General features: G+C 63.4%; 23 protein-coding genes and 1 pseudogene. 11 read left to right on the top strand and 13 right to left on the bottom strand.

All coding sequences use genetic code 11. The annotated features are described in order from the left end of the window. Positions 1-93: 93 nt before the first annotated feature. The 4 genes from AB7G19_RS13220 to rocF all read right to left on the bottom strand — a co-directional run bounded on the left by AB7G19_RS13220 (position 94) and on the right by rocF (position 3,430). Positions 94-378, bottom strand: a complete 285-nt coding sequence (locus AB7G19_RS13220) for a hypothetical protein (protein ID WP_063982050.1) — start codon at positions 376-378, stop codon at positions 94-96. 113 nt (positions 379-491) lie between these two features. Next, a complete protein-coding gene (locus tag AB7G19_RS13215) occupies positions 492-1,034 on the bottom strand; it encodes a c-type cytochrome (RefSeq protein WP_063982049.1) in 543 nt (180 codons plus the stop codon). Continuing rightward, positions 1,021-2,292: a sulfite dehydrogenase gene (gene soxC / locus AB7G19_RS13210; RefSeq protein ID WP_063982048.1), complete on the bottom strand. Its 1,272-nt coding sequence runs from the start codon at positions 2,290-2,292 to the stop codon at positions 1,021-1,023. Before soxC ends, AB7G19_RS13215 begins: the two co-directional genes overlap by 14 nt. 160 nt (positions 2,293-2,452) lie before the next feature. Then, positions 2,453-3,430, bottom strand: a complete 978-nt coding sequence (gene rocF / locus AB7G19_RS13205; protein ID WP_063982047.1) for an arginase — start codon at positions 3,428-3,430, stop codon at positions 2,453-2,455. 277 nt (positions 3,431-3,707) lie between these two features. Between rocF and AB7G19_RS13200 the strand changes: the two genes are divergently transcribed. Then, entirely contained in the window at positions 3,708-4,001 is a 294-nt protein-coding gene (locus AB7G19_RS13200) for a hypothetical protein (protein ID WP_063982046.1), read from the top strand. On the opposite strand, the gene AB7G19_RS13195 is transcribed toward AB7G19_RS13200, so the two are convergent. Then, entirely contained in the window at positions 3,988-6,732 is a 2,745-nt protein-coding gene (locus AB7G19_RS13195) for an EAL domain-containing protein (protein ID WP_063982045.1), read from the bottom strand. The genes AB7G19_RS13200 and AB7G19_RS13195 overlap by 14 nt on opposite strands. A gap of 61 nt (positions 6,733-6,793) precedes the next feature. Then, positions 6,794-8,041, bottom strand: coding sequence for a FecR family protein (locus tag AB7G19_RS13190; RefSeq protein ID WP_063982044.1), 1,248 nt, complete (start codon positions 8,039-8,041; stop codon positions 6,794-6,796). Positions 8,042-8,172: 131 nt separating this feature from the next. On the opposite strand from AB7G19_RS13190, the pseudogene AB7G19_RS13185 reads away from it, so the two are divergent. The 3 genes and pseudogenes from AB7G19_RS13185 to AB7G19_RS13175 all read left to right on the top strand — a co-directional run bounded on the left by AB7G19_RS13185 (position 8,173) and on the right by AB7G19_RS13175 (position 11,202). Then, positions 8,173-9,968: pseudogene (locus tag AB7G19_RS13185) on the top strand (ShlB/FhaC/HecB family hemolysin secretion/activation protein). Positions 9,969-10,116: 148 nt separating this feature from the next. Continuing rightward, positions 10,117-10,947, top strand: a complete 831-nt coding sequence (locus AB7G19_RS13180) for an alpha/beta hydrolase (RefSeq protein ID WP_063982042.1) — start codon at positions 10,117-10,119, stop codon at positions 10,945-10,947. Between the two features lie 78 nt (positions 10,948-11,025). Continuing rightward, a complete protein-coding gene (locus tag AB7G19_RS13175) occupies positions 11,026-11,202 on the top strand; it encodes a hypothetical protein (protein ID WP_441267852.1) in 177 nt (58 codons plus the stop codon). A gap of 50 nt (positions 11,203-11,252) precedes the next feature. On the opposite strand, the gene AB7G19_RS13170 is transcribed toward AB7G19_RS13175, so the two are convergent. Both AB7G19_RS13170 and AB7G19_RS13165 read right to left on the bottom strand, forming a co-directional pair. Then, the gene (locus AB7G19_RS13170; RefSeq protein WP_014493705.1) at positions 11,253-11,594 is read right to left on the bottom strand and encodes a phasin; all 342 of its coding nucleotides are present in this window, start codon (positions 11,592-11,594) and stop codon (positions 11,253-11,255) included. Positions 11,595-11,728: 134 nt separating this feature from the next. Next, positions 11,729-11,914, bottom strand: a complete 186-nt coding sequence (locus AB7G19_RS13165; protein ID WP_063982041.1) for a hypothetical protein — start codon at positions 11,912-11,914, stop codon at positions 11,729-11,731. A gap of 679 nt (positions 11,915-12,593) precedes the next feature. Between AB7G19_RS13165 and AB7G19_RS13160 the strand changes: the two genes are divergently transcribed. Beyond that, positions 12,594-12,950, top strand: a complete 357-nt coding sequence (locus AB7G19_RS13160; protein WP_063982040.1) for a hypothetical protein — start codon at positions 12,594-12,596, stop codon at positions 12,948-12,950. Positions 12,951-13,000: 50 nt separating this feature from the next. Here AB7G19_RS13160 and AB7G19_RS13155 read toward each other — a convergent pair whose 3' ends face one another. Together AB7G19_RS13155 and AB7G19_RS13150 are read right to left on the bottom strand one after the other, a co-directional pair. Then, entirely contained in the window at positions 13,001-13,573 is a 573-nt protein-coding gene (locus AB7G19_RS13155) for a hypothetical protein (protein WP_063982039.1), read from the bottom strand. A gap of 38 nt (positions 13,574-13,611) precedes the next feature. Continuing rightward, positions 13,612-14,142, bottom strand: coding sequence for a GcrA family cell cycle regulator (locus AB7G19_RS13150; protein ID WP_084795042.1), 531 nt, complete (start codon positions 14,140-14,142; stop codon positions 13,612-13,614). Positions 14,143-14,308: 166 nt separating this feature from the next. Between AB7G19_RS13150 and AB7G19_RS13145 the strand changes: the two genes are divergently transcribed. After that, positions 14,309-14,917, top strand: coding sequence for a S24 family peptidase (locus AB7G19_RS13145; protein ID WP_028152904.1), 609 nt, complete (start codon positions 14,309-14,311; stop codon positions 14,915-14,917). A 99-nt stretch (positions 14,918-15,016) separates the two neighbouring features. Further along, positions 15,017-15,292, top strand: coding sequence for a hypothetical protein (locus tag AB7G19_RS13140; protein WP_063982037.1), 276 nt, complete (start codon positions 15,017-15,019; stop codon positions 15,290-15,292). 44 nt (positions 15,293-15,336) lie between these two features. Here the strand turns inward: AB7G19_RS13140 and AB7G19_RS13135 are convergent, their stop codons facing one another. After that, positions 15,337-16,311 (bottom strand): quinone oxidoreductase family protein, encoded by a 975-nt coding sequence (locus AB7G19_RS13135; RefSeq protein WP_063982036.1) that lies wholly within the window; start codon positions 16,309-16,311, stop codon positions 15,337-15,339. A 227-nt stretch (positions 16,312-16,538) separates the two neighbouring features. On the opposite strand from AB7G19_RS13135, the gene AB7G19_RS13130 reads away from it, so the two are divergent. The 3 genes from AB7G19_RS13130 (at position 16,539) to AB7G19_RS13120 (ending at position 19,215) form a co-directional block, all read left to right on the top strand. Continuing rightward, positions 16,539-16,736 (top strand): hypothetical protein, encoded by a 198-nt coding sequence (locus AB7G19_RS13130; RefSeq protein WP_028152902.1) that lies wholly within the window; start codon positions 16,539-16,541, stop codon positions 16,734-16,736. A gap of 146 nt (positions 16,737-16,882) precedes the next feature. Then, on the top strand, positions 16,883-17,830 hold the full coding sequence (locus AB7G19_RS13125) for an AAA family ATPase (protein WP_063982035.1): 948 nt from the start codon (positions 16,883-16,885) through the stop codon (positions 17,828-17,830). A 5-nt stretch (positions 17,831-17,835) separates the two neighbouring features. Beyond that, complete coding sequence (locus AB7G19_RS13120; protein ID WP_063986213.1) at positions 17,836-19,215, top strand: vWA domain-containing protein; 1,380 nt, start codon at positions 17,836-17,838, stop codon at positions 19,213-19,215. Positions 19,216-19,240: 25 nt separating this feature from the next. Here the strand turns inward: AB7G19_RS13120 and AB7G19_RS13115 are convergent, their stop codons facing one another. Next, positions 19,241-19,423 (bottom strand): hypothetical protein, encoded by a 183-nt coding sequence (locus tag AB7G19_RS13115; protein WP_028152900.1) that lies wholly within the window; start codon positions 19,421-19,423, stop codon positions 19,241-19,243. 365 nt (positions 19,424-19,788) lie between these two features. Between AB7G19_RS13115 and AB7G19_RS13110 the strand changes: the two genes are divergently transcribed. Further along, positions 19,789-20,010 (top strand): hypothetical protein, encoded by a 222-nt coding sequence (locus tag AB7G19_RS13110; RefSeq protein WP_063982034.1) that lies wholly within the window; start codon positions 19,789-19,791, stop codon positions 20,008-20,010. An 87-nt stretch (positions 20,011-20,097) separates the two neighbouring features. Here AB7G19_RS13110 and map read toward each other — a convergent pair whose 3' ends face one another. Then, positions 20,098-20,850: a type I methionyl aminopeptidase gene (gene map / locus AB7G19_RS13105; RefSeq protein WP_354096647.1), complete on the bottom strand. Its 753-nt coding sequence runs from the start codon at positions 20,848-20,850 to the stop codon at positions 20,098-20,100. Positions 20,851-20,888 lie beyond the last annotated feature (38 nt).

The following is a 20,888-nucleotide window of genomic DNA, read 5'->3' as shown; positions in this document are numbered from 1 at the left end:
AGACCTGCGACGCCAAGATCTGCGGCGCCAAGATCTGCGACGCGACGACGACGATGAAGGCCGCGAGCACGGCCGGCACGCTGATGAACCGTATTACGGCGTCACGGGATTGACGGTCGGAGATGTCTTCGGCCCCGGCCGCTCCGGCTCGACCAGCGACTTCGGTGCGGTGGGAAGCACCTTGGCGCCGGCGGCATGTGCGGCCTCGCCCGTCGTCGCATACATCGCAACATGAGCCGGCTGAGTCTTGGCGCGGTTCCACGGCCCGTGATCGACGATCACCATCGCAGCAATCGTCAAGCCGGCCACGATCAACGCGATCACGCCGGGATGGCGAAGCGCCGAGGACATGGAGTTTACGAAGCGATGTGTTGTCATCGAAGGACCCGTGCTGTTTCCTCTCGCGGGTTAACTCAAACGCATCCTGCGAGTTCCGCCCTTCGCTTAAGCAAGTTCTGAGCCACTGCGCGGAACCGATCGTCCCGATGCGATCACTTTTTCACGTCCGGGCGCGCGTCGCCGACAAAGCTGTCGCGGTTCGGCATTTTGACAGCCGAAAGCGATTTGGCATTGAGTGTCGCATCGGCTCCCACCAGCCCGTTCAGGTTCAGGATATAGGCGGACACCGCATAGACGTCCTCGTCGCTCAGCGACTGCGGCGCGTTCTGCGGCATGGCGCGGCGGATATAATCGAACAGGGTCGGCGCATAAGGCCAATAGCTGCCGACGGTGCGGATCGGCTTGGCCGTTGCGATCGTGCCCTGCCCACCGGCGAGCCGGTCACCCAAGCCACCCTCGCCTTTATCGCCATGGCACGAAGCACATTGCTGGGCGAACACCTCGCGCCCATGGCTGACCGAACCGCCTCCCTGCGGTAGATTGCGGCCGTCACGTCCGACATCGATATTCCAGCCCGCGATCTCCGCAGCCGTCGCAGGGCGACCGATGCCATAAGGGCTTTGCGCCTGCGCTCCGCTCGCGAAGGCACCCAGCGCGATTGCGACGGCAACGCCGCAGGTCTCACGCCAGCGCATTGGTCACCTCGCCGTCGGCCGCGATGCGCCAGGGCCAGATCGCGTTGTTGTGGTAGAAATAGTTCTCGCCGCGCACCGCGAGCAGTTCGGCCAGCGTCGGCTGCACATAGCCGGTCTCGTCGACGGCACGGCTCTGGATCACGGCTGGCTTGCCGTCCCATTGCCAAGGCAGGCGGAAGCGCGTGAGGGCGCGCGTCAACACCGGCTCCTGCAATCGCGCGTCCTGCCAGCTCTTGCCGTCATCGACCGAAACCTCGACACGCTTGATCTTGCCATGTCCGCTCCACGCGATGCCGGTGATCTCGTGGAAGCCGGGCGCGCTCAGGCGATGACCGCCCGAGGGGCGCGTAATGATCGACTTCGTTTCCATATAGAAGGAAAACTCGCGCGCCGTGCCGTCGGACAAGAGATCGGTGTATTTCGAGGTCTCTTCGCGCGAATAAATGGGCTCCGCGGTCACGTGCAGGCGGCGCAGCCACTTCACGCTCATATTGCCTTCGAAGCCCGGCAGAAACAGCCGCAAGGGATAGCCCTGCTGCGGACGCAACCGCTCGCCGTTCTGGCTGTAGACCAGAAGGGCGTCCTCGAGGCATTTCTCGATCGGAATGCTGCGCGTCAGCGCGGCGGCGTCAGCGCCTTCGGCGACGACCCATTTGGCGTCCGGTTTCAATCCGGCCTCCTGGAGCACGAGCTTCAGGCTCACGCCGGTCCATTCGGCGCAACTCACCAGACCCACGAGGTCCGATGCCGTCTTGCCATAGGGCTTGGTGTAACCGGGATTGCCGGAGCATTCGAGGAAGTGGATGCGCGACTCCGACGGGAAGCGCCTGAGATCGTCCATCGTGAAGATCAGAGGCCGCTCGACGAGGCCGTGCATCATCAACCGATGCTGCGCCGGGTCGATGGTCGGAACACCGCCATGATGCCGCTCGTAGAACAGTCCATTCGGCGTGATGATGCCGTCGAGCTCCTGCAATGGCGTCCGGCTGGAGGCCGATATGTACTGCTTGAGAGTCTTCGAGATGTTCTTGACGACGCCCTTCTCGAACGGTGACGGCGCGCCATAGGGCTGGGCTCCCATCGGCTCGCCCGGCGCCTTCATCCATTCGGGAATGTTGGGCGGAAGGTTGTCCGTCTCCGCCGCGGCCGACGCACCAGCGCCCAGAACGGCGCCGCCCGCCACCGCGGTGCCGCCTTGCAGGAAGCGACGGCGTGTTGTTCTCGCGGATTTTCCCGCGGCGTCGATCGTGCTGCTCATTGCGGATCCTCGGCTGAAGCGCGACCCGCATCAAACCCTCCGCGAAGGGCGTTTGCAATCCGCACCTATTTCAAAAACAGGCGATTTCGACCAGGACTGGTCTAGATCAGCCAGCCGCAACAGTCATTCCGTTCTTCGCGATGCAAGACAGCTCTCAGTTTCACTCGCCCGGAGCGATCGCGTTACTCGGCGTCGGGCGGTCGGTGATCTGCTGTCCGAACAGGCTGCCGATCAGCTCGACCGCAGTGCGCGCGGTGCGACCGCGCTCGTCCAGGAACGGGTTGAGCTCGACGATGTCGACCGATCCGACCACGCCGGAATCATGAAGCAGCTCCATGATCAGATGCGCCTCGCGATAGGTCGCTCCGCCCGGCACTGTGGTGCCGACTCCCGGCGCCACACACGGATCGAGGAAATCGACATCGAAGCTGACATGGAGCACGCCATCGCACGCCTTGACGCGCTCGATGACGCGCCGGATCAGCACAGCGACGCCAAACTCGTCGATCTGGCGCATGTCGACCACCCTGATCCGGCGTGTGCGCATCAATTCCCTTTCGAGCTTGTCGATCGAACGCGCGCCGAACAGGTCCAGCCTGTCGGGATCAATCGAGGCGCGCGGATCATCGCCGAGCAATCCGTCGAGGCCGGGCTCGCCACACAAGAACGCCGCCGACATGCCGTGCATGTTGGCGGTGATCGTCGTCTCGGGCGTGTTGTAATCGGCATGGGCGTCGAGCCAGAGCACGAACAGCGCGCGTCCGCGCTCCTGCCAATGGCGCGCCATGGCATTTACCGATCCCATCGACAATGTGTGATCGCCGCCGAGGAAGATCGGCAACGCGCCGGTCTGCGCGATCTCATGGCCTCTGCGACTCAGCACCCGCGTCCAGCGCTGGATTTCGCGATAGTGATTGGCTTTCTCGGGCGGCCTGTCAGCGAGGTCCCCGACCTCCGCCACGGAGAGATCACCGTAATCGACGACTTCGAAATCAAGGCTTTCGAGCAGTGCCGCAAGGCCGGCGGTGCGCAGCGCTGCGGGGCCCATCAAGGTGCCACGCTGCGAAGCTCCCATGTCGATGGGCGCGCCTAGCAAGGCGATGCGCCGGGCTCGATCCGGCATGGTCCGATCGGTCACGGCAGCCTCCTGACATCCACAAGGTCGTGACAGCCTAACAGAGATTCGGACCCGTCGTTTCACGGGTATTTCCCGCTGAAAAGACGCCGCGCGAGAAGCCGTCCCGGAACAAAATCCCGCGCGCCGCATTTTCCCTGCAAGGCCGGCACCCGCCGTACATTACGGCGCCTGTCGCGGATAGCCAAAGGTCTTCGGACCCGCTGTTCAAAACGAGCGCTCGCGCGGATAGCCAAAGGTGCCGGCCTCATTCACCTCATCAGAAGCGGAGTTTACGACTTTGAGCACCGAGATTCCGCAGCCCCCGTCCCAGCCCGGCATGGCCGAGCGCGCCATCGACGCGGCGGCCGACGTCTCCCACACGATCGGAGAGGTCGCGGGAGGCTTGCGCGCCGCTGTCGACCGCTTGACGCATGTCATCGACGAAGCTCGAAAGCCCGGCCGGCCGCTCGCGACGGTCGCGGCAATCACGCGCGAAGCGCCCCTGGCCAGTCTGTTCGTCGCCTTCCTCTTTGGCGTGGCAGTTGCACGCCGGCGCTACCGATCGGAGTTGAAGCGGTTCAGGCCGCGCTGACGGCTTCGAGTTCAGCCGGCAGGAATTGCCTCTCGAACGCCTCGGCAGGCATCGGGCGGCCGAAGAAATATCCCTGCCCTTCCTCGCATCCCATGCTGACCAGGAAGTCGGCCGTGGCACGGTTCTCGATGCCTTCCGCCACCACAGTGAGCCCGAGTTGCTTGCTGAGACCAATGGTCGAGCCGACGATCGCGGCGTCGTCGGAATCGGCGAGCAGGTCAAGCACGAACGACCGGTCGATCTTGAGCCCGTCGAGCGGAAACTTCTTCAGATAGCTCAGGCTCGCGTAGCCCGTGCCGAAATCGTCGAACAGGACGCGGACGCCGAGCTGCTGGATCCGCTCGAACATGTCGAGCACGCGGCTTTCGTCATGCAGCAGGATATCCTCCGTGACTTCGAGCTCGAGCAGCGAGGGCGTGAGCCCCGTCTTCGCGAGCAGCGCCGCAACGGAATGCGCGAGGTCGCCGGAGTCGAGCTGCGACGGCGAGAGGTTGATCGCGACGCGCACGCTGTTTCCGGACAATTCCCAGGCTCGCGCCTGCCGGCAGGCGGTCTCCATCACCCAGTTCGCGATCCGCTCGGACAGGGACGAGGTGTTGACCACCGGCATGAATTCCCCGGGCGAGACATAGCCGCGCGCGGGATGCCGCCAGCGGATGAGCGCTTCAGCCCCGAGCAGGCTGCCGTCGACCAGCCGAACCTGTGGCTGGTAGAACAGTTCGAACTCTCCGCGATCCGCGGCAAGCGCCAGTTCGCTCTCCAATGTCAGCCGGTTCTCCAGCTCCTGCCTGATCGCGCTCTCGAAGATCACGTGGCTGCCGCGCCGCGTCATCTTTGCCTTGCTCAGCGCCAGATGACCATTGCCGAGAAGATCATCGGCGTTGTGCCCACCTTCCGGATAAACGGCGACGCCAATGCTGATCCTGACGCGATGTTGGCGCGCGCCCGTTGCGAGCGGCACTTCGAACGCGCGCGCGATCCGCTCGGCAAACTCCACAATCGGCTCGCCAGCCTCCGTGCAATCAAGCGCGATGGCGAACTCGTCGCCGCTGAGCCGGGCGACGACCGCCTTGCCATCGACCTTGGTCCGGAGGCGCTCCGCGACGGCCCGCAGCACGAGGTCGCCGGCCGAATGTCCAAGCATGTCGTTGATCTGCTGGAAGCCATCGAGGCCGAGCACGAGCAGCGCGACGTCGGACGATCGCCGCTCCGCCGCGGCGATCAGATTGGCGAGGCTCGCATGCAGCATGTTGCGGTTGGCAAGACCGGTCAACGCGTCATGTTCGGCGAGATACCTGACGCGTTCGGCTTCGCGCTTGCGGACCGAGATGTCGCGCAGGATCGCTCCGTACTGGAAGCCGTCCGTGCCCTGCCAGCCCGAAAAGCTCGCTTCGACCGGGAACGTCTCGCCGTTCTTCCGCCGCCCCTGGAACTCGACGACGACGGCACCGCCGGGCACCAACAGCGCCTGGCGCGCAGCATCGCGCATGGCAAAAGCCTTTGCGCCACCGCCGGTGGGCTCCGCACAGAGCGTTTCGAACGGACGCCCGATCATCTCGGTCGGCATGTAACCGAAGATCGCACTGGCGCCCGGATTCCACACCGTGATCCGATGATCCTCGTCGGTGCAGATCAAACCGTCGCCGAGCGACATCGCGATACGATGAAAGCGGCTCTCGGCAATACGTCCCAGGAGACTACGGAAATCGATCTCGTCGAGTGCAATCGCCGTCAGATAGGCAATGATCGCAATGTGAAACAGCGACGTGTCGATGATGAGCGGCCAGCTTGCCTGCACGAGCGCAGCGGCAAGTTCCACGCCCGCTCCTGCGGCGACGAGGATGGTGACACGGACGCCCGGTGCGGAACGGCGCCACGAATACATCATCGCCAGGCAGATCAGGCCCAAGCCAATGATCATGCCGGCATCGGACGTCCAGCGCAGCATCCGGTTCTGGAGGATCGATTCCGCCGCGAGCGCCTGGAGGACGGGCCCAGAGACGCTCTTACCGTTTGGAACACTGAACCGGTCGCCCAGTTCGAGCGCGGTAGCACCGACGATGATCTTCTTGTCTCTCAGCTTGTCCAAGGTCGCGGTATCGCCGCGCAGCACGTCATAATAGGAGACACTTGGGATGGAGGCCGCACGAATGCCGAAATCGATCAGGAAGGGTGGCCGCCGATTGGCGTCCTGCCCGGCCAGCACGACGGCCATCGACGGCATCACGGCATCGCCAAGCTTCTCTCCGACCGGATAGCGGCGCACGAGCCCGTCGGATTCGATCGCAACATTGACGACGGCCGGCCACGACTGGTTGCTGAACGGCTTCAGTGGACGATTGATGTGAACCGCGCCACCATTCGGCGTCGGCTGCTTGAAGGAGGGCAGGATCGTCGAACCGCCGACCTCCCGAAGCGCCGTGACGAGGGCCTCGTCTGAGGCCGGATCCGATGGTGTGCTGAAATCGACGTCGAAGGCGACGTCCTGTGCCCCCGCCGCCTCGAGCCTGTGCAACAGTTCCGCGTGGAGCCGGCGCGGCCAGGGCCATATCCCGATCTGGTCGATCGAGGGGGCGTCGATCGCCACCACGACGACATTGCCGCTGGCCGTACGCGATTGCCAGGCGAAGCGCAGATCGGTGAGCGCGTTGCGAAGCGCGCCGTGCCACCCCGTGGACAGCACGACCGCAAGCGCGATCATGACGAGAATATGCGGCCGATGGCGTTTCACTTTGCTCCCCTGCACCGGCGGTCCCTGCCGCCAGGCGCTCCCCTATGCCGACGACACGGTCCTAGCGATGGCCTCTGCCCCAATACCAACCATAGTGGTGGCCATGATTGCCGTTACCGTTGTTGCCGTTATTCCCGTTTCCGCTATTCCCGTTGCCGTTGTCGCCATTATTGCCGGTGCCACCGCTTCCGTTGCTGGTTGTACCAGTCCCGTTGCTTCCGCTCCCAGAGCTTCCGCCGGACACATCGCTGGTCGAACCAGAGGTGGTCGCAACAGTCGTCGTCGTATTTGACGACGTCGACGTGGCACTGGCCGCGGGTGCACTGCTGCTCACCGTAACCGCCGTCACGTTGGAGCTGTTGGCGGCCGTGGTCGTCTTGCTCGCCTTCGTATCGCTCCACACCGTCTCGGTCCCGGTGCTGGCGTTCGCGTTGCGCACGTGCCCCGTTGTCACGGCGCCGTGGGCGAGCCCGTTCGTGACCTTGTGGACGTTCAGCTTGACCTCGCCGAGCGAACTGGAGATGCGCACGACGCCGCCTTTGGGCGCCTGACCGCCGGCCGCTTGATGCGATTGCGCCGGCGCGCCGGCCGCCTTGGTCCCCTTGTCGATCGGACCGAGCGCATGGATCGCATGGCCGCTCGCCGCATTGCGCGGTGCCGACAGGCCCGATTTCGGCACCGGGACACGCTCGATCGTCGAGGCGCGCGGCTTGCCGTGCTCGATCGGATTGAAGGTCCCGGCACCACTCAGGCTGAGGCCGGGCTTGCCGTGCTCAAAGGAGGTGGCGGCCTGTCCCGGCATGACCTGTGCGATCTGTCCGGACTTGAAGTCGGAGACTTCAACCTGGCCGCGGAGCACGCCGACCTTGGTGCTGCCAGCATTCACGGTGACGCTGAATTGCGTTCCCTTGACCACGGCGGCGAGATACGGCGTCTCGACCTCGAAATGCTTGACGTTGCGCTTCTCGACCTCGAGCAGGATCGAACCCGCCTGCTGGATGATAGTGGTCGAGAGCCCTTCCTTCTTCTCGGCCGGCAAACCGACCACCGACTTCGGGGAGATCAAAATCGATTCCTCGCCGCGGACGAGTAGCACGCGTCCGTTGCGTCCGGTGCGAATGGTATCACCGGCCCTCAGCGTCCCTTCTTGGGTCAATGACACAGGCTGCGCGCCGTTGGCGGCAAGCCAGACCTCACCCGAGGACTTGCTGATTGACCAGACGCCATCATCCGCGGCAGATGCGAACGAGGCCGTACCCAGGATCAGCGCGGCCACGAAGGCGCACCGCATTCCAACTCTGCCCAGCATCACGATCCTCAGTCCCGCATTACAGCCAGGCCTGAGGCGTATCCGAAATCACTCAAGAGAGAATTAGCGGGAACCGGCAAGTCCAATGGCTGCATTAACCAATCATTGACCATAAAAAACTAAGAAAAATCATGCAGCTAACGAACTCTTACCGGCTCTTGTGCACTGCTCCGTTAAACTACGGTGAGCAGCTCGCTGCGCGCGTTGAGAAGCGGCATCTCCTCGTTGCACTGGTGCTGGCGGCACCGATTTTCACGGGAATTTCGCAGGCGTTCGCTCAACAGGCGAACCAGCCCGGCTTCGATCCGCGGCAGCCCGAGAAATACTTTGAAAACCAACCGAGCAGGAATCGCTGAGCCGTCCTCCGGTCACGCTGCCGGCGGTCGGCCGGCCCAACACAGGCGGGGATGCGAAACCACAATTCGTGTTGCGCGGGATCGATGTCGGCGGCGCCCAAGCCATTCCCCGCGATCGCATCGCCGCAGCCTATCAGTCCTATCTCGGCAAGAAGGTCTCGCAAGCCGACCTCGCCACGATCGCCGGCGCGATCAGCGATCTCTACCGCGCAGACGGCTTTCATCTGAGCCGGGCGATCGTGCCGCCGCAGGACATCGCCGACGGTCGCATCCGGATCCAGGTGATTGAAGGCGCCATCGTGCAGGCCGAGCTGAAAGGCGACGGCGCCGAGCAGTTTGGCGTGAGGCCGATGCTGGGGCCGGTTCTCGCCGAGCAGCCGTCGCGCCTGGCAACGCTCGAACGTCAGCTCTTCCTCATCAACAGCGGGCCGGGCATCCGGATCACCGACACCGCGCTCGAGGAGATCGGCGGTGCCACCGGCCGCTTTCGCCTCATCGTCCATTTGAAAACCTGGCACGTCTTCTCGTCGTTCGGCGTGGATAATTTGGGCTCATCGTCGGTCGGCCCGTGGCAGACCTACGCGACCGGCGCTTTCAACTCCTACCTCACGCCCGGCGATACGCTGGCGGTCAACCTGTCGACCATTGCCAACGACCCGCGTGAGCTTGGCTTTGCGCGATTATCCTATGACGCGCCCGCCGGCGTCGACGGCGTGCGCCTCGGCGCTTCCGTCCTGTACAGCGCGGTCCGGCCGGGTGACGCCCGCCGCCTCGACAGCGACATCACCACGACAGAGGCGTTCGAGCTGCGGGCAAGCACCGTGCCCTTCATGTCGCAATCATCGGCGTTGACGCTGACCTTGGCCGGCACCTTCAGCAACGTGTCCGAGCACGATCTTTACGGCCCCTGGTACAACGACCACATCAGGACCGCGAGCCTGACCGCCGATTACCGGCTCCAGGATCGCTTCGGCGGCACCAATTTCGCGACGCTGACCTACCGCCAAGGTCTCGACATCTTCGGTGCCTCGCATTTCGACGACGATCTGCTGTCGCGCGACGGCGCCGCGTCGAACTTCTCGGTGCTGAACCTCTGGTTCACGCGCTACCAGACCCTCAACGACGCCTGGTCGCTCAAGCTGTCCGCGGCCAGCCAGACGGCATCGCGGCCGCTGTTCATTTCGCAGCAGTTCTATCTCGGCGGCGCGGCTTTCGGCCGGGGCTATGGCGCGGCCGAGATCAGCGGCGACAACGGTCTTGCCGGCTCGCTCGAGCTGCGCTTCGACCAGAAGCTCAATTTCCGCTACTGGACCGGCTATCAGCTCTACGCCTTTGGCGACGCCGGCGCAGTCTGGAACGACGGTTACCGCCTGAGCGACGGCCTGTCGCTGACATCGGCCGGAGCCGGCGTGCGGTTCTTTCTGCCGGATGATCTTCAAGCCGATCTCGGCGTAGCCGTCCCCTTGAGCTACCGGGCGCCAGACAACGAGCGCCGCAGCCCACGCTTCCTGTTCACCCTCTCGAGCGCATTCCGGCTCTGCCCCGAACGCGGCAGGGGCGGCTGCCTCTAGCTGCCGCGCTTTGAGCACACCCGGCATGCGGCCCTTTTGCGGCCTTGCTCACAGACTTGCCTAAATTTAATCCCGTAACCTGCTCACGATCGCTCGATCCGGGGGCTTGCAATGACCATTTTCAGTCGAAAGTGATTGGGACGGAACCATGAAGAGGGTGTTTGCAATCCTGGCCTTTCTCTGCGTGCTCGGCGTCGGCCAGTATTTCGTGGTCAGCCGGTTCGCGATCCGACATGAGATTTTGACCCTGTTCGATGCCTCGCGCCAACGGCCGATCTCGGTCGAGATCGCGGTGCGGCGCGACTACGAGACCAAGGCCAATCTCGGGCTCTGGAAGCTCCCGCTCGCCATCATCAGCAACGGCAACACCGTCAAGGCGACCGAGTATTCCTTCCTCGCCAACGTGCTCGCGGCGCGCGGTTATCTCGTTGCCAGCATCCAGCAGGACCTGCCGAGCGATCCGCCGTTGATGACCCATGTCGGTCAGCAATATGTCGGGCGGCGCGAGGTCTATATCCGCTGCGAGGCCAACATCCTTTTCGCCCTGGCCGAACTGAAGCGACGGCAGGAAAACACCGACTACGACCACATCACCCTCGTCGGCCATTCCAACGGTGGCGACGTCTCGATGTATGTCGCCCATCAGCACCCGGAGATCGTGTCGAAGGTGATCACGCTCGACAATCTGCGGGTGCCCTTCGTGCTCAGCGACAACCTGAAGATCCTGTCGTTCCGCTCCAAGGATCCGCATTTCCAGACCGACCCGGGCGTGCTGCCGACGCCTGAAGAGGCCAAAGCGCGCGGCATCGACATCGTCCATACCGGTGCTCAGCACACCGAGATGAGCGATCGCGGTCCCGATGCGGTCAAGGAGAAGATCCAGGCGACACTCGACCGCTTCCTGCGTGACAGCGCCAGCAGCTCGCTCGCGCCGGCTGACACCAGAAGCCCGATGATCATGAACCCCGGCGACTACTAGCCGGGTCCCCTTTGCGGCAGATCAAGGCAGCTCCAGGGTGGCGACGATAGGAAGGGCCTCACCATCCCGGAGGGGCACGTGTCGCACTCCATCGAAAGCCTTGATGCGAAACGTCTCGAGACGGCAGGCCTTGGCCTGCCGGCTGCGGGGACACCGGCATTCGCGCGGCATCTCTATCGTGCGACCCGCAAGCTGCTGCGGTCGATCATCGCCCGCATCGATCTCTCGCAATTTCCGGGATCGTGCTGCGGCTGAGCGCGGCGTCACGCAAAATCAATTTGCGGTCACGCGGCGCACACCGGAACTCAGGACTTTCCCTTGCCGGGCTGCATGAAACTGCCGGTCATCTGGCGCATGTGGTCGCCGGCGCTGGTGAACTGGCTCCGCAGGAAGTCGGACTGGATTCGCATCGCTTCCTGAAGGTCGGTGGCATGCACGAGCTTGCGCGCGTGCTCGAACGCCGACTTCATGTTCTGCTCAGTGAACGCGAGCGCCTGCTTGGACACCTCGGTACCCGCTCCGGGAACCGACGTCATCGATTTGGTGGCAGCTTCGAAAAACATGCCGAATGCCTGTTCCGCCTGATCGATCGTCTTTTCGGCCAGGTCGCGCAGTTCGGCCGGGACTTCGAGCTTCGGTTCGATCATGGTCATACTCCTCCCCTTTTTCCCAACTGAATACCACACTTGCCGGATCGCATTCCAGCGGCAGCCTGGCGGACAAACGTCGCCCGGCGGTCCGGCTCCGGCCGGAAAACGGGGGACGAGGCGTACGGCCGGGGTCAGGACAGGGGGTGCTCGGGAAGGGTTTCTTCGGTGCCGAGGTCTTCGACCAGCTTGATGACCTCGAAACGCTGTCGAGGCCCGAGCTTCAGGAACGCGCGAAGCAGGCGCAGACTTTCAACGGTGCTGCTTGCAGGCGCGCCGAGCTTGAGGTGCAGTTCAGCCGCGAAATTGAGGTTTTTCATCTCGCACCTATGACAAGCATCGGCCCTCGTGATCAGACGTCGAGGTCTCGCTCGAGAATCGAACACCATGACCGGACGCCATGGTGACCCTGAGATCTCGGCCGGGGCACCCGGTGGGTTAACACGCTGAACCATATACTGGCTCAACCGAACAGGTTGCAATTATGTCAAGAAACAACCCTTCCGGCAAGCCCAACCGTCGCCGTAGCGATGCTTCGTCCGCATCGCAGCACGGCAATTCCGGATAACAGGAATATGGACCGTCGTCACCCACCTGCGTCAAGAAGCGGCATCACTCACGCACACGGCCTCGGTCGCTGTCAATCGGTGCGGCGTTTCGCCGTGTTTCCGGTGTGAACGAGGCCAGATTGAAGTTTCTTCAGCGTATACACGTAATTGTTGAGCCCGACCTCGGCGGTTGTATCGTCGGCGAAATGAACGTCGAGCCGCGCAGCCGGCCTGCAGCGTCTTGATCCGTCCGCCAGTGAAGCCCCCCTTGAGCTGCTCGGCTTGGACGCGGTTCCCCGTACCGGGTTCATCGGTCCGAAGATATCTCCGCCAATGAACCGTCGTTCAAGGTGGAACGACCAAGCGGTTGCGAAGCGGCCACGCAGACCACGGGCGCCATGGCTGACGGACTTCTCGATTCGGGCGCGCCTCAGCACCAAAGGACGACAGCATGCTTTCCCGCTGCGATCTCATCAAGGGCGGCGCCGTCGCGCTTCTCACTTTCTCGATACAAGGCGCATGGGCGCAGGAGACAAGGATGAATCTGTTCAAGATCGTCACCATCAAGGACGAAATCGTCGTCGGATTGTCGGCGGAGGAGCTCCAGGCGCTCGGCGGCAATGATGCGAGCGCGGTTGCGCACGCGCTGGCGCAGAAGGGCGATCTCACGGTCTGGCAGTACAACGTGCATCGCGGCCCGAACGGTGAATTGCAACAGGCGCCGACCGCGAAGATCGGGCTCTTGGCCAACGCGTCTCTCCGTGTCGAGCCCTACACGACGCCTTACCAGATCGTGCCGCATCCGTAACAAGCGACCCGGGCGCGCCTGCGGCGAGACCCGCAGGCGCACCACTACTCTCAACGCTGCTTGGCGCGCCGAGCCCGGCCTTCCGTCGCAAAGCCGTAGATCAGCGCCAGCCGGTCCAGGCATTCGCGAAAGCGCCGCGCGAAATAGTCGTTCCAGCGCTGGGTACGAACAGCGCGCCGCTCCCCGATCTGATCCATGGTCAGCCCCAGCACCAGGACGTCGTGCACCAGCGCGGCGCCATCGGTACCGAGTTCGCGCTCGACCCGGTTGAGGCGCAGCACGGCCTGGCGCTGGTCCTCGGTGACGGGCTCGCGCGAGCGCGTGCCATCGACATATTCGCGCGTCGGGTCCACCGCCTGGGGCCCGCGCTCCGCCCTCTCCCAGTCGTTCTGGAAGGCGCGCCCGCCGCGATATTGCGCCTCGTCGATCTGGTGATGCGCGTGCAACCGGCCGAGCGGATCGCCGCGGATCGAGCGGACGGCGACGATCTTCTCGCCGGCATCGAGCGCCAGCGGATTGTCGACCTCGACCTCCGCCACCTCGGCATTGAACGGCACCTCGCGCGAGCGCCGATCGTAGATTCCAGTCAATCTGTAGGACTTGTTACGTCGTGCACCTGCCACTCGGATACTCCTCGCAAATTGAATGAATAGCGGTCCCGTCAGGCGGCAGAGATCAGCCTCAGGACGACGGGACCGGCGGCGCGAGCGGACGCAGCCTCAGACCTTCGCGTCAGGCAGGCATGCGGCGTGCAATAGCTGGAGCCCGGTTGGCGCGGATGGCCACAGAAGGCGATCCCCTCCCCGTCCTTGTCGCCACCATAGGGATAGCGGCAGTCGTCGCGCCCGAGTTCGCCTAGCGCGACTAGGCGGGGCTGGACGCCGACACAGCGCAACTTGACCCGCGCGGGTTTCATTGCGGATTTCGGTGGCAAGTTCAGGTTCGGCACCGCCGCACGGGGCGGCCCGATGAGACAGGCTCCTGACGGCAAGGACGGCACGATCGATGGACTCGTCATCCGCGCCGGCGTCGCGAGTCCAAGCCGCTTGGCGCGGCCGGCCACCGCGTTGCGTGTGTAAGCCGTTCCAAACCTTCCGTTTATCTGTCTTCCGATCTCCGCATAAGACATTCCCTTGAGAAAATAGTCGCGAAGCGCGTCGGAGTGCTCCGACGGCCAATGACCCGGTTCCATGCTGCTGTCCTGTGATGCGCCTCCTCCGATCGTTCGATCGCGAGGCGGATCCTACATTCCGGTATTCCGAAGCAACTGTCAAGCGACAATTCTGATATTCATAATTGCATCAATTCCGAATTTCGGATTACAAGAGGCGGGACGATGGGCAATCGAGGGAATCACCATGTTGGACGTTGCAATGATCGAGCGGGGCCTGGAGAAGACGGGCAAGAGCAAGGGCGGCCTGGCGGCGGCCATGGGCGTGCGGCCCGGCGCGGTGTCGGAGATCCTGGGCGGCGAGCGCCTGGTGAAGGCGTCCGAAATCATTCCGATCATGGAATATCTTGAGCTCAATCTCGCGCCGATCATGGGCCGCGTCGGGGCCGGCGCTGTGATCGAGCCCGATTATGAACAGGTTCCCCCGGAAGGCCTCGGCGATATCGCGCTGCCGTTCCCGATCATGGAAGAGACCGTCGCCTTCGAGATCGTTGGCGATTCGATGCTGCCCAAATACGAGAGCGGCGACGTGATCGTCGTCTACAAGGACCAGCGTCATCCGCTGTCGAGCTTCTACGGCGAAGAGGCCGTGGTCCGGCTCAAGACCGGTGAACGCTATTTGAAGACCATTGAACGCGGAAAAACTCCCTCCGTCGTCAATCTCAACAGCTTCAACGCCAAGCCGATCGTCGGCGTCAAGCTCGAGTGGGTCGGCGAGATCTGCTTGTCCATGCCCAAGGGCCAACTCGAGCGGCTGCGCGCCAAGTCGGCACGCCCTCGCAAGAAGAGCAAATAGGCGCCGATTTCCGATTTTTGGAAATCTTCCTTGACTTAATTCTGCTTTTCGGAAATACTCTGCCGCACTCCCGGCTACGGGGCGCGGCAGGATCGTTTCATGCAGTATTTCGTCGTGATGATCGACTATGGGCGGCGCGGACGCGAGGCGGTCGTCGATCCCGAAATCACAAGGCGCGAGGTCATCTCCCGCGTCGTTTCGGGTGAATATCGAAACATCTCGTTCATCCACGAAATCGCGGAGAATGCGGTCGAGGACGTGACCGAGGCGATCCTGACCGAGGCCGCCCTCCCCCAGGTTCCGCCTGAAGAAGTCGACCTCCAGGCCATCCGCCTCGATCACGCCCGCGACCTGCGCAAGCACGAGAAGACGTGACGCAGGCCCAAGCGGCCTGCGTCACGTCACTGCCCGGCCGGATATCACACCGTGAGAACGGTCGATCCCGTGGTCTTGCGCGCAGCGAGATCGGCATGCGCTTTGGCGGCATCCTTCAGCGGGTAGGTCTGGTGCACCTCGATCTTGACTGCGCCGGACTTCACGACGTCGAACAGCTCGTTCGCCATGGCGACCAGGGCCTCGCGCTTGGCAGCGTAGGTGAACAGCGTCGGACGGGTGACGTAGAGCGAGCCCTTCTGCGCGAGCAGGCCGAGATTGAGCGGCTCGACAGCGCCGGAGGACGCACCGAACAGCGCGGCAACACCGAGCGGCGCAAGACAATCCAGCGACTTCAGGAACGTATCCTTGCCGACGGAATCATAGACCACCGGCACCTTCTTGCCGCCCGTGATCTCGTCCACGCGCTTCACGAAATCCTCGCGCGTATAGATGATCACATGATCGCAGCCATGTGCCTTGGCGAGCTTTGCCTTCTCGTCGCTGCTGACGGTGCCGATCACTGTCGCGCCGAGATGTTTTGCCCACTGGCTCAAGATGAGACCAACGCCGCCGGCTGCGGCGTGGAGCAGGATGGTGTCGCCGGCCTTCACGCGATAGGTCTGCCGGATCAGGTATTGGGTGGTGAGCCCCTTCAGCATCATGGCCGCCGCGGTCTTGTCATCGACACCGTCGGGCAGCTTCAACAGCCGGTCGGCCGGGATCAGCCGCGCCTCGGCATAGGCTCCGAGCGGTGAGGCGCCGTAGGCAACGCGATCACCGGTCTTCAAATCGGTGACACCGGCCCCGACTTCCTCGACGACGCCGGCACCCTCGCTGCCGAGACCGCTCGGCAATTGTACCGGATACACCCCGGAGCGATTGTAGATGTCGACGAAGTTGAGGCCGACCGCCGTGTGGCGGATGCGCGCCTCGCCCGGCCCGGGCTTGCCGACACTGACTTCCTCCCAGACCAGGACTTCAGGACCGCCGGTCTTGTGAAAGCGAATGGCATGCGTCATGGGCGTTGCTCCCTTATTGTTGCAGTGAAGGTCCGTGGAAAACGGATCGGCCTGTGAAATAGGAATTCGGTCGGCCCGTTACAGTACAGAGACGTAACAAGAATGTCACAGCGAACGACAAACGCCTGCCGTTCCGCCTCTGTTCGAAAGAGTTGATGACGGCACCGGCGCGTTCCGGCAGTAGCCTTTTCGCGGGGTTTGGTGGTCGCCTGCGAAGGAGAGCCGAGATGCCAGCTTATGTACAGCATCATCAGGACATCGAAATCGCGCCTGTAATTTGTCCCGCCTGCATGGGGTTCCTGCCGATGTACGTCCGCGAGGTCGAACCGCATTGGGGCCTTGCCAGGATCGACTTCGTCTATGAATGCGCGGACTGCGGCGCGGAAGTCCGGCAGACCATCCGCAAGCCGGAGCTGCGGCACTGACCGCACCATCAGCCATCGCTTAAGTATTTGCGCTGAACGGAAAAAGCGACGTTCTGCGCGGGTCAGGCCGTCCCAAACGAGGCTTGTTCTTTGCCGGGAACGCAGGCAGAACAAGCCTCAAGCAAGACCTTTGGGAGCGCCCTTTCGTGGCTGAACAGAAGGCCTCGACCTCGATCGAGGCAGTGGAGAGCGGCCTCGCCGCGCAAGGCTATATCGCGAGCCGGCAGATCGCGACCGCAGTCTATTTGTCGCAGCAGATCGAGAAGCCGATTCTGGTCGAAGGCCCCGCGGGCGTCGGCAAGACCGAGCTTGCCAAGGCCATTGCCGCCTGGCGCGGCATGAAGATGATCCGCCTGCAATGCTACGAGGGCCTCGACGAGGCCAAGGCGCTCTACGAGTGGAAATACGCAAAACAGCTTCTCTATACCCAGATCCTCAAGGACAAGCTCGGCGAAGTCCTCGGCGGCGCGCAGACGCTGCATGCCGCGCTCGAGCAGCTCCATGATTTCGGCGATGTGTTCTTCTCCAAGGAGTTCGTCGAGCCCCGACCACTGCTCCAGGCGCTGGAGCAGCCTGGCGGCTGCGTGCTGCTGATCGACGAGATCGACAAGTCCGACGCTGAATTCGAATCGCTGCTGCTGGAAATCCTCTCCGATTTCCAGGTCACGATCCCGGAGCTCGGCACGGTCGCGGCGATCACGCCGCCGACGGTGATCCTCACCTCGAACAGCGAGCGTGACCTCGGCGACGCCCTGAAGCGGCGCTGCCTGCATCTGCATATCGGCTTCCCCGAGCAGCGGCTCGAAGAACGCATCGTCGAGAGCCGCGTCTCCGGCATCTCGCAGGCGCTGCGCCGGCAGATGGTCGGCTTCATCCACGAGATCCGCTCGCTCGACCTGAAAAAGCTGCCGTCGGTCAGTGAGACCATCGACTGGGCGCGCGTCCTGGTTCTACTTCAGGCCACGGAGCTCGACACCGATATCGTCAAGGACACGCTCAATGTGCTCCTGAAGTACGAGGCCGACATCGAGGCAGCAACGCCGCAAGTTACGACCTTCATTGCCAAGGCGGCACGGTCCAACGTCTTCGGTTGACGCCGATGCGCGAGAATCTCCATCGTTTCTTTCGAGCGGCGCGCGGTGCCGGCGTGCATGTCTCGCCCGCCGAAAGCATCGATGCGATGCGCGCGGTCAAGCAGGTCGGCTTTTCCGACCGGGCCATCCTGCGCGATGCGCTGCTCCTGACGCTCGCCAAGTCGCAGGACGAGAAGCTCGCCCTCGGCGACTGCTTTGATCTCTTCTTCAGCCAACCAGAGCCGCGGCAAGATCAACCCGAGGCCGACGACAACGACGACGCATCGCAGGACGCGGATCAGACCCCCTCACCCAGCTCGGCCAGTGAAGCAGGCGAAGGCCAGGCTTCCGAAGCATTGGGCCCGCTTGCGCAGATGCTGCTGTCGCAGGATCGCAACGCGATCGCAGCGGCGATCGCCAGCGCTTCCGGTGTGGCTTCGCTGTCCGACATCCGCTATTCGACTCAGCGCGGGATCTTTTCCAGCCGCATCCTCGACGCCATGGGCCTTCAGCGCCTGCGCGACGATCTCGACGCGCTCACCGCGACCAATCCGTCGCTGGCCGAGCGTCTGCGCGGCGCGCTGGACGCGTTGCGCGAAGCAGTCCGTGACACGGTCTCGCAAGGCCTTGCGCTTTATGCCCGCGAAGAGGCCGAAAACCTCCGCAACGAGATCCTGCGCAACGCGCCTCTCGCCCGCATCGAGCGGCGCCAAGTCGCGGAGATGCGCGCGCTCATCCGCCAGATCGCGCGGCGCCTGCGCGAGCGCTACTCGAAGCCGCGCAAGCGCCAGCGCCGCGGCCATCTCGACGTCCGCCGCACACTGCGCCGCAACGCGGCCTGGGGCGGCGTGCCCTTCCTCACCGCGTGGAAGCGCAAGCACCGCGACCGGCCCAAGATCGTCGCCATCTGCGACGTCTCAGGCTCGGTCGCGCAGGTCTCCGATTTCTTCCTGCTCCTGATCCACTCGCTGCACGAGGTGGTCGACGACGTCCACTCCTTCGCCTTCTCCTCGCATCTGATCGAGGTCAGCGAGATCCTGGAGAAGAAGTCGCCGGAAGAGGCGATGGCCGAGATCATGTCCAAGGTCGGCTTCGGCTCATCCGACTACGGCTCCTCGCTGGTCGATTTCGAGAAGGAGTTTATGAGCACGCTGACGCCGCAGACCACGGTGATCGTGCTCGGTGACGCCCGCAGCAACAATCTCGACCCGCGCGCCGACATCCTGCGCCGCATCTCCGAACGCTCGAAGCGCGTGGTCTGGCTCAATCCCGAAGGACGGCTCGCCTGGGGCTTCGGTGATTCCGAGATGCCGCGCTACGCGACCTTCTGCACTGTCGTGCGCCAATGCGCCACCGCACAGCAGCTCGAGCGCGCCGTGTCCGACATCGTGGCGACTTATCAGTAGACGGCAATCACGTCCGCCGCTGGCGTCAGGCGGCAGTCAGTTCGGCCTGGACGAGGTTGCACTCCCGAAAGTGATGCGCAATTTCGTCGAGCGCGCGCTGCTCCCATTCCTGGGCCTGCGCGAGCCAGAACGCCCGTCGCTCCGAATCCAGCGCCGCGCGCTCTCGGCAGAGGAATTCCTGACTGCGAATTGCCATCAGCCTGTTCATGCACTCACACTCCTGTCGTGTGAAGCCAATCCCCTGCGAATCAACGTAGCAGAGTCCAGTCAGAGTCCAATCGCCCTCGCTTCACGATTTCTGTGCATATCGCGACGCGCAATGGGACAGTGATGCTTCCCGTGCACTGCGGTAACTCTCGCCGCACGATCAAGCGCACATCATCAATTAGTGATCGGAGACCGGGACGATTTTCGTGCGCGAGCGATCTTAACTGTTGTGGCGCAATGAAGTGCGGCAATTCGTGAAGAGAGGTTCTAAACAGCTTACCGAATTCCCGACTCATTGTCGTCGCATGGTGTTCATGCGGCGCCGCTAACAGGGGCGCACGAACTTGGACTATCGCTTGAGGCAACATGAGCAACGACATCGACTTCGATCTTTCGCCGGACCAATGGGAAGCGCTGAAAGCGCTTCGCAACCCCGTGTCGAATGGTCGCCTCTCGAAGGCCTATCTCGTCGAAGGTCTCGTCAAGCTCGGTCTCGTTGTTGTCAGTGACGGCGTACCTTCGATGACGCCAACCGGACGCAAGGTGCTGGTGCGCGGATCGTGCCGGCTACTGGATCTCGTGGCGTGACGGGACTGTCCGCGCGCAATAGCTCTGCATGATCGCCTGAAAAATAATCTCTTGCGTTCCCGCTGACAGCGCGTCGCGGGAACGACCTCAATCCGCCAGCGTAACGATCAAAGGCCCATTGCGGGTTGCGACAACCGTGTGCTCGTACTGAACGGTAGGCGCCTCGGGGCTGCTGTAGAGCGTCCATGGATCGTCATCACCGTTCTCGGCCCACTCCGCGCCAAGCGACAGGAACGGCTCGACGGTGAACACCAGGCCATCGCTCATGATGCGTCGCTCGGAGCGATCGGGCCATGTCGCGATCTCCGTCGGCTCCTCGTGGAGCGACAAGCCGACACCGTGACTGGCTAGGTTCTTGACGAGCATGTAGCCGTTTTTCCGCGCAAACGTCCCGATGGCTTGACCGATGCCGGCAATCGGTTTGCCGGCGCCGACCTGCCGCAAGCCCGTCCACATCGCCCGCCGACCATCCCTGCAAAGACGCTCGATCGAACGGGTCACGGGCGGAACGGCGAACGAGGCTCCCGTATCGGCAAAGAAGCCGCTCTTCTCGGCCGAGACGTCGATGTTGACGAGGTCGCCACGCTCGATCCGCCGGGCACCCGGGATGCCATGAGCGATCTCTTCGTTCACGCTGATGCAGGTTGCGCCAGGAAAGGCATAGGCCAGTTCCGGCGCCGAACGCGCTCCGGCGGCCTCAAGGAGCGCTCGTCCGATCCGGTCGAGTTCCGCGGTGGCCATGCCGGGCTCGAGGGCCTTCCCCATCGCCTCAAGGGCATTGGCGACGATACGCCCGACCTCTTTCAGGCAGATCAGATCGTTCTCATTCGAGATTGTCATATCAGGCTCTTGCGAAAGCCGGGACATAGCTGTTGCGA

The organism is Bradyrhizobium sp. 215_C5_N1_1, from assembly GCF_052075935.1.
GTDB classification, from domain to species: domain Bacteria; phylum Pseudomonadota; class Alphaproteobacteria; order Rhizobiales; family Xanthobacteraceae; genus Bradyrhizobium; species Bradyrhizobium barranii.
Note: the sequence above shows the minus strand (reverse complement) of the source record. Positions and strands in the feature narration are given on the sequence as shown.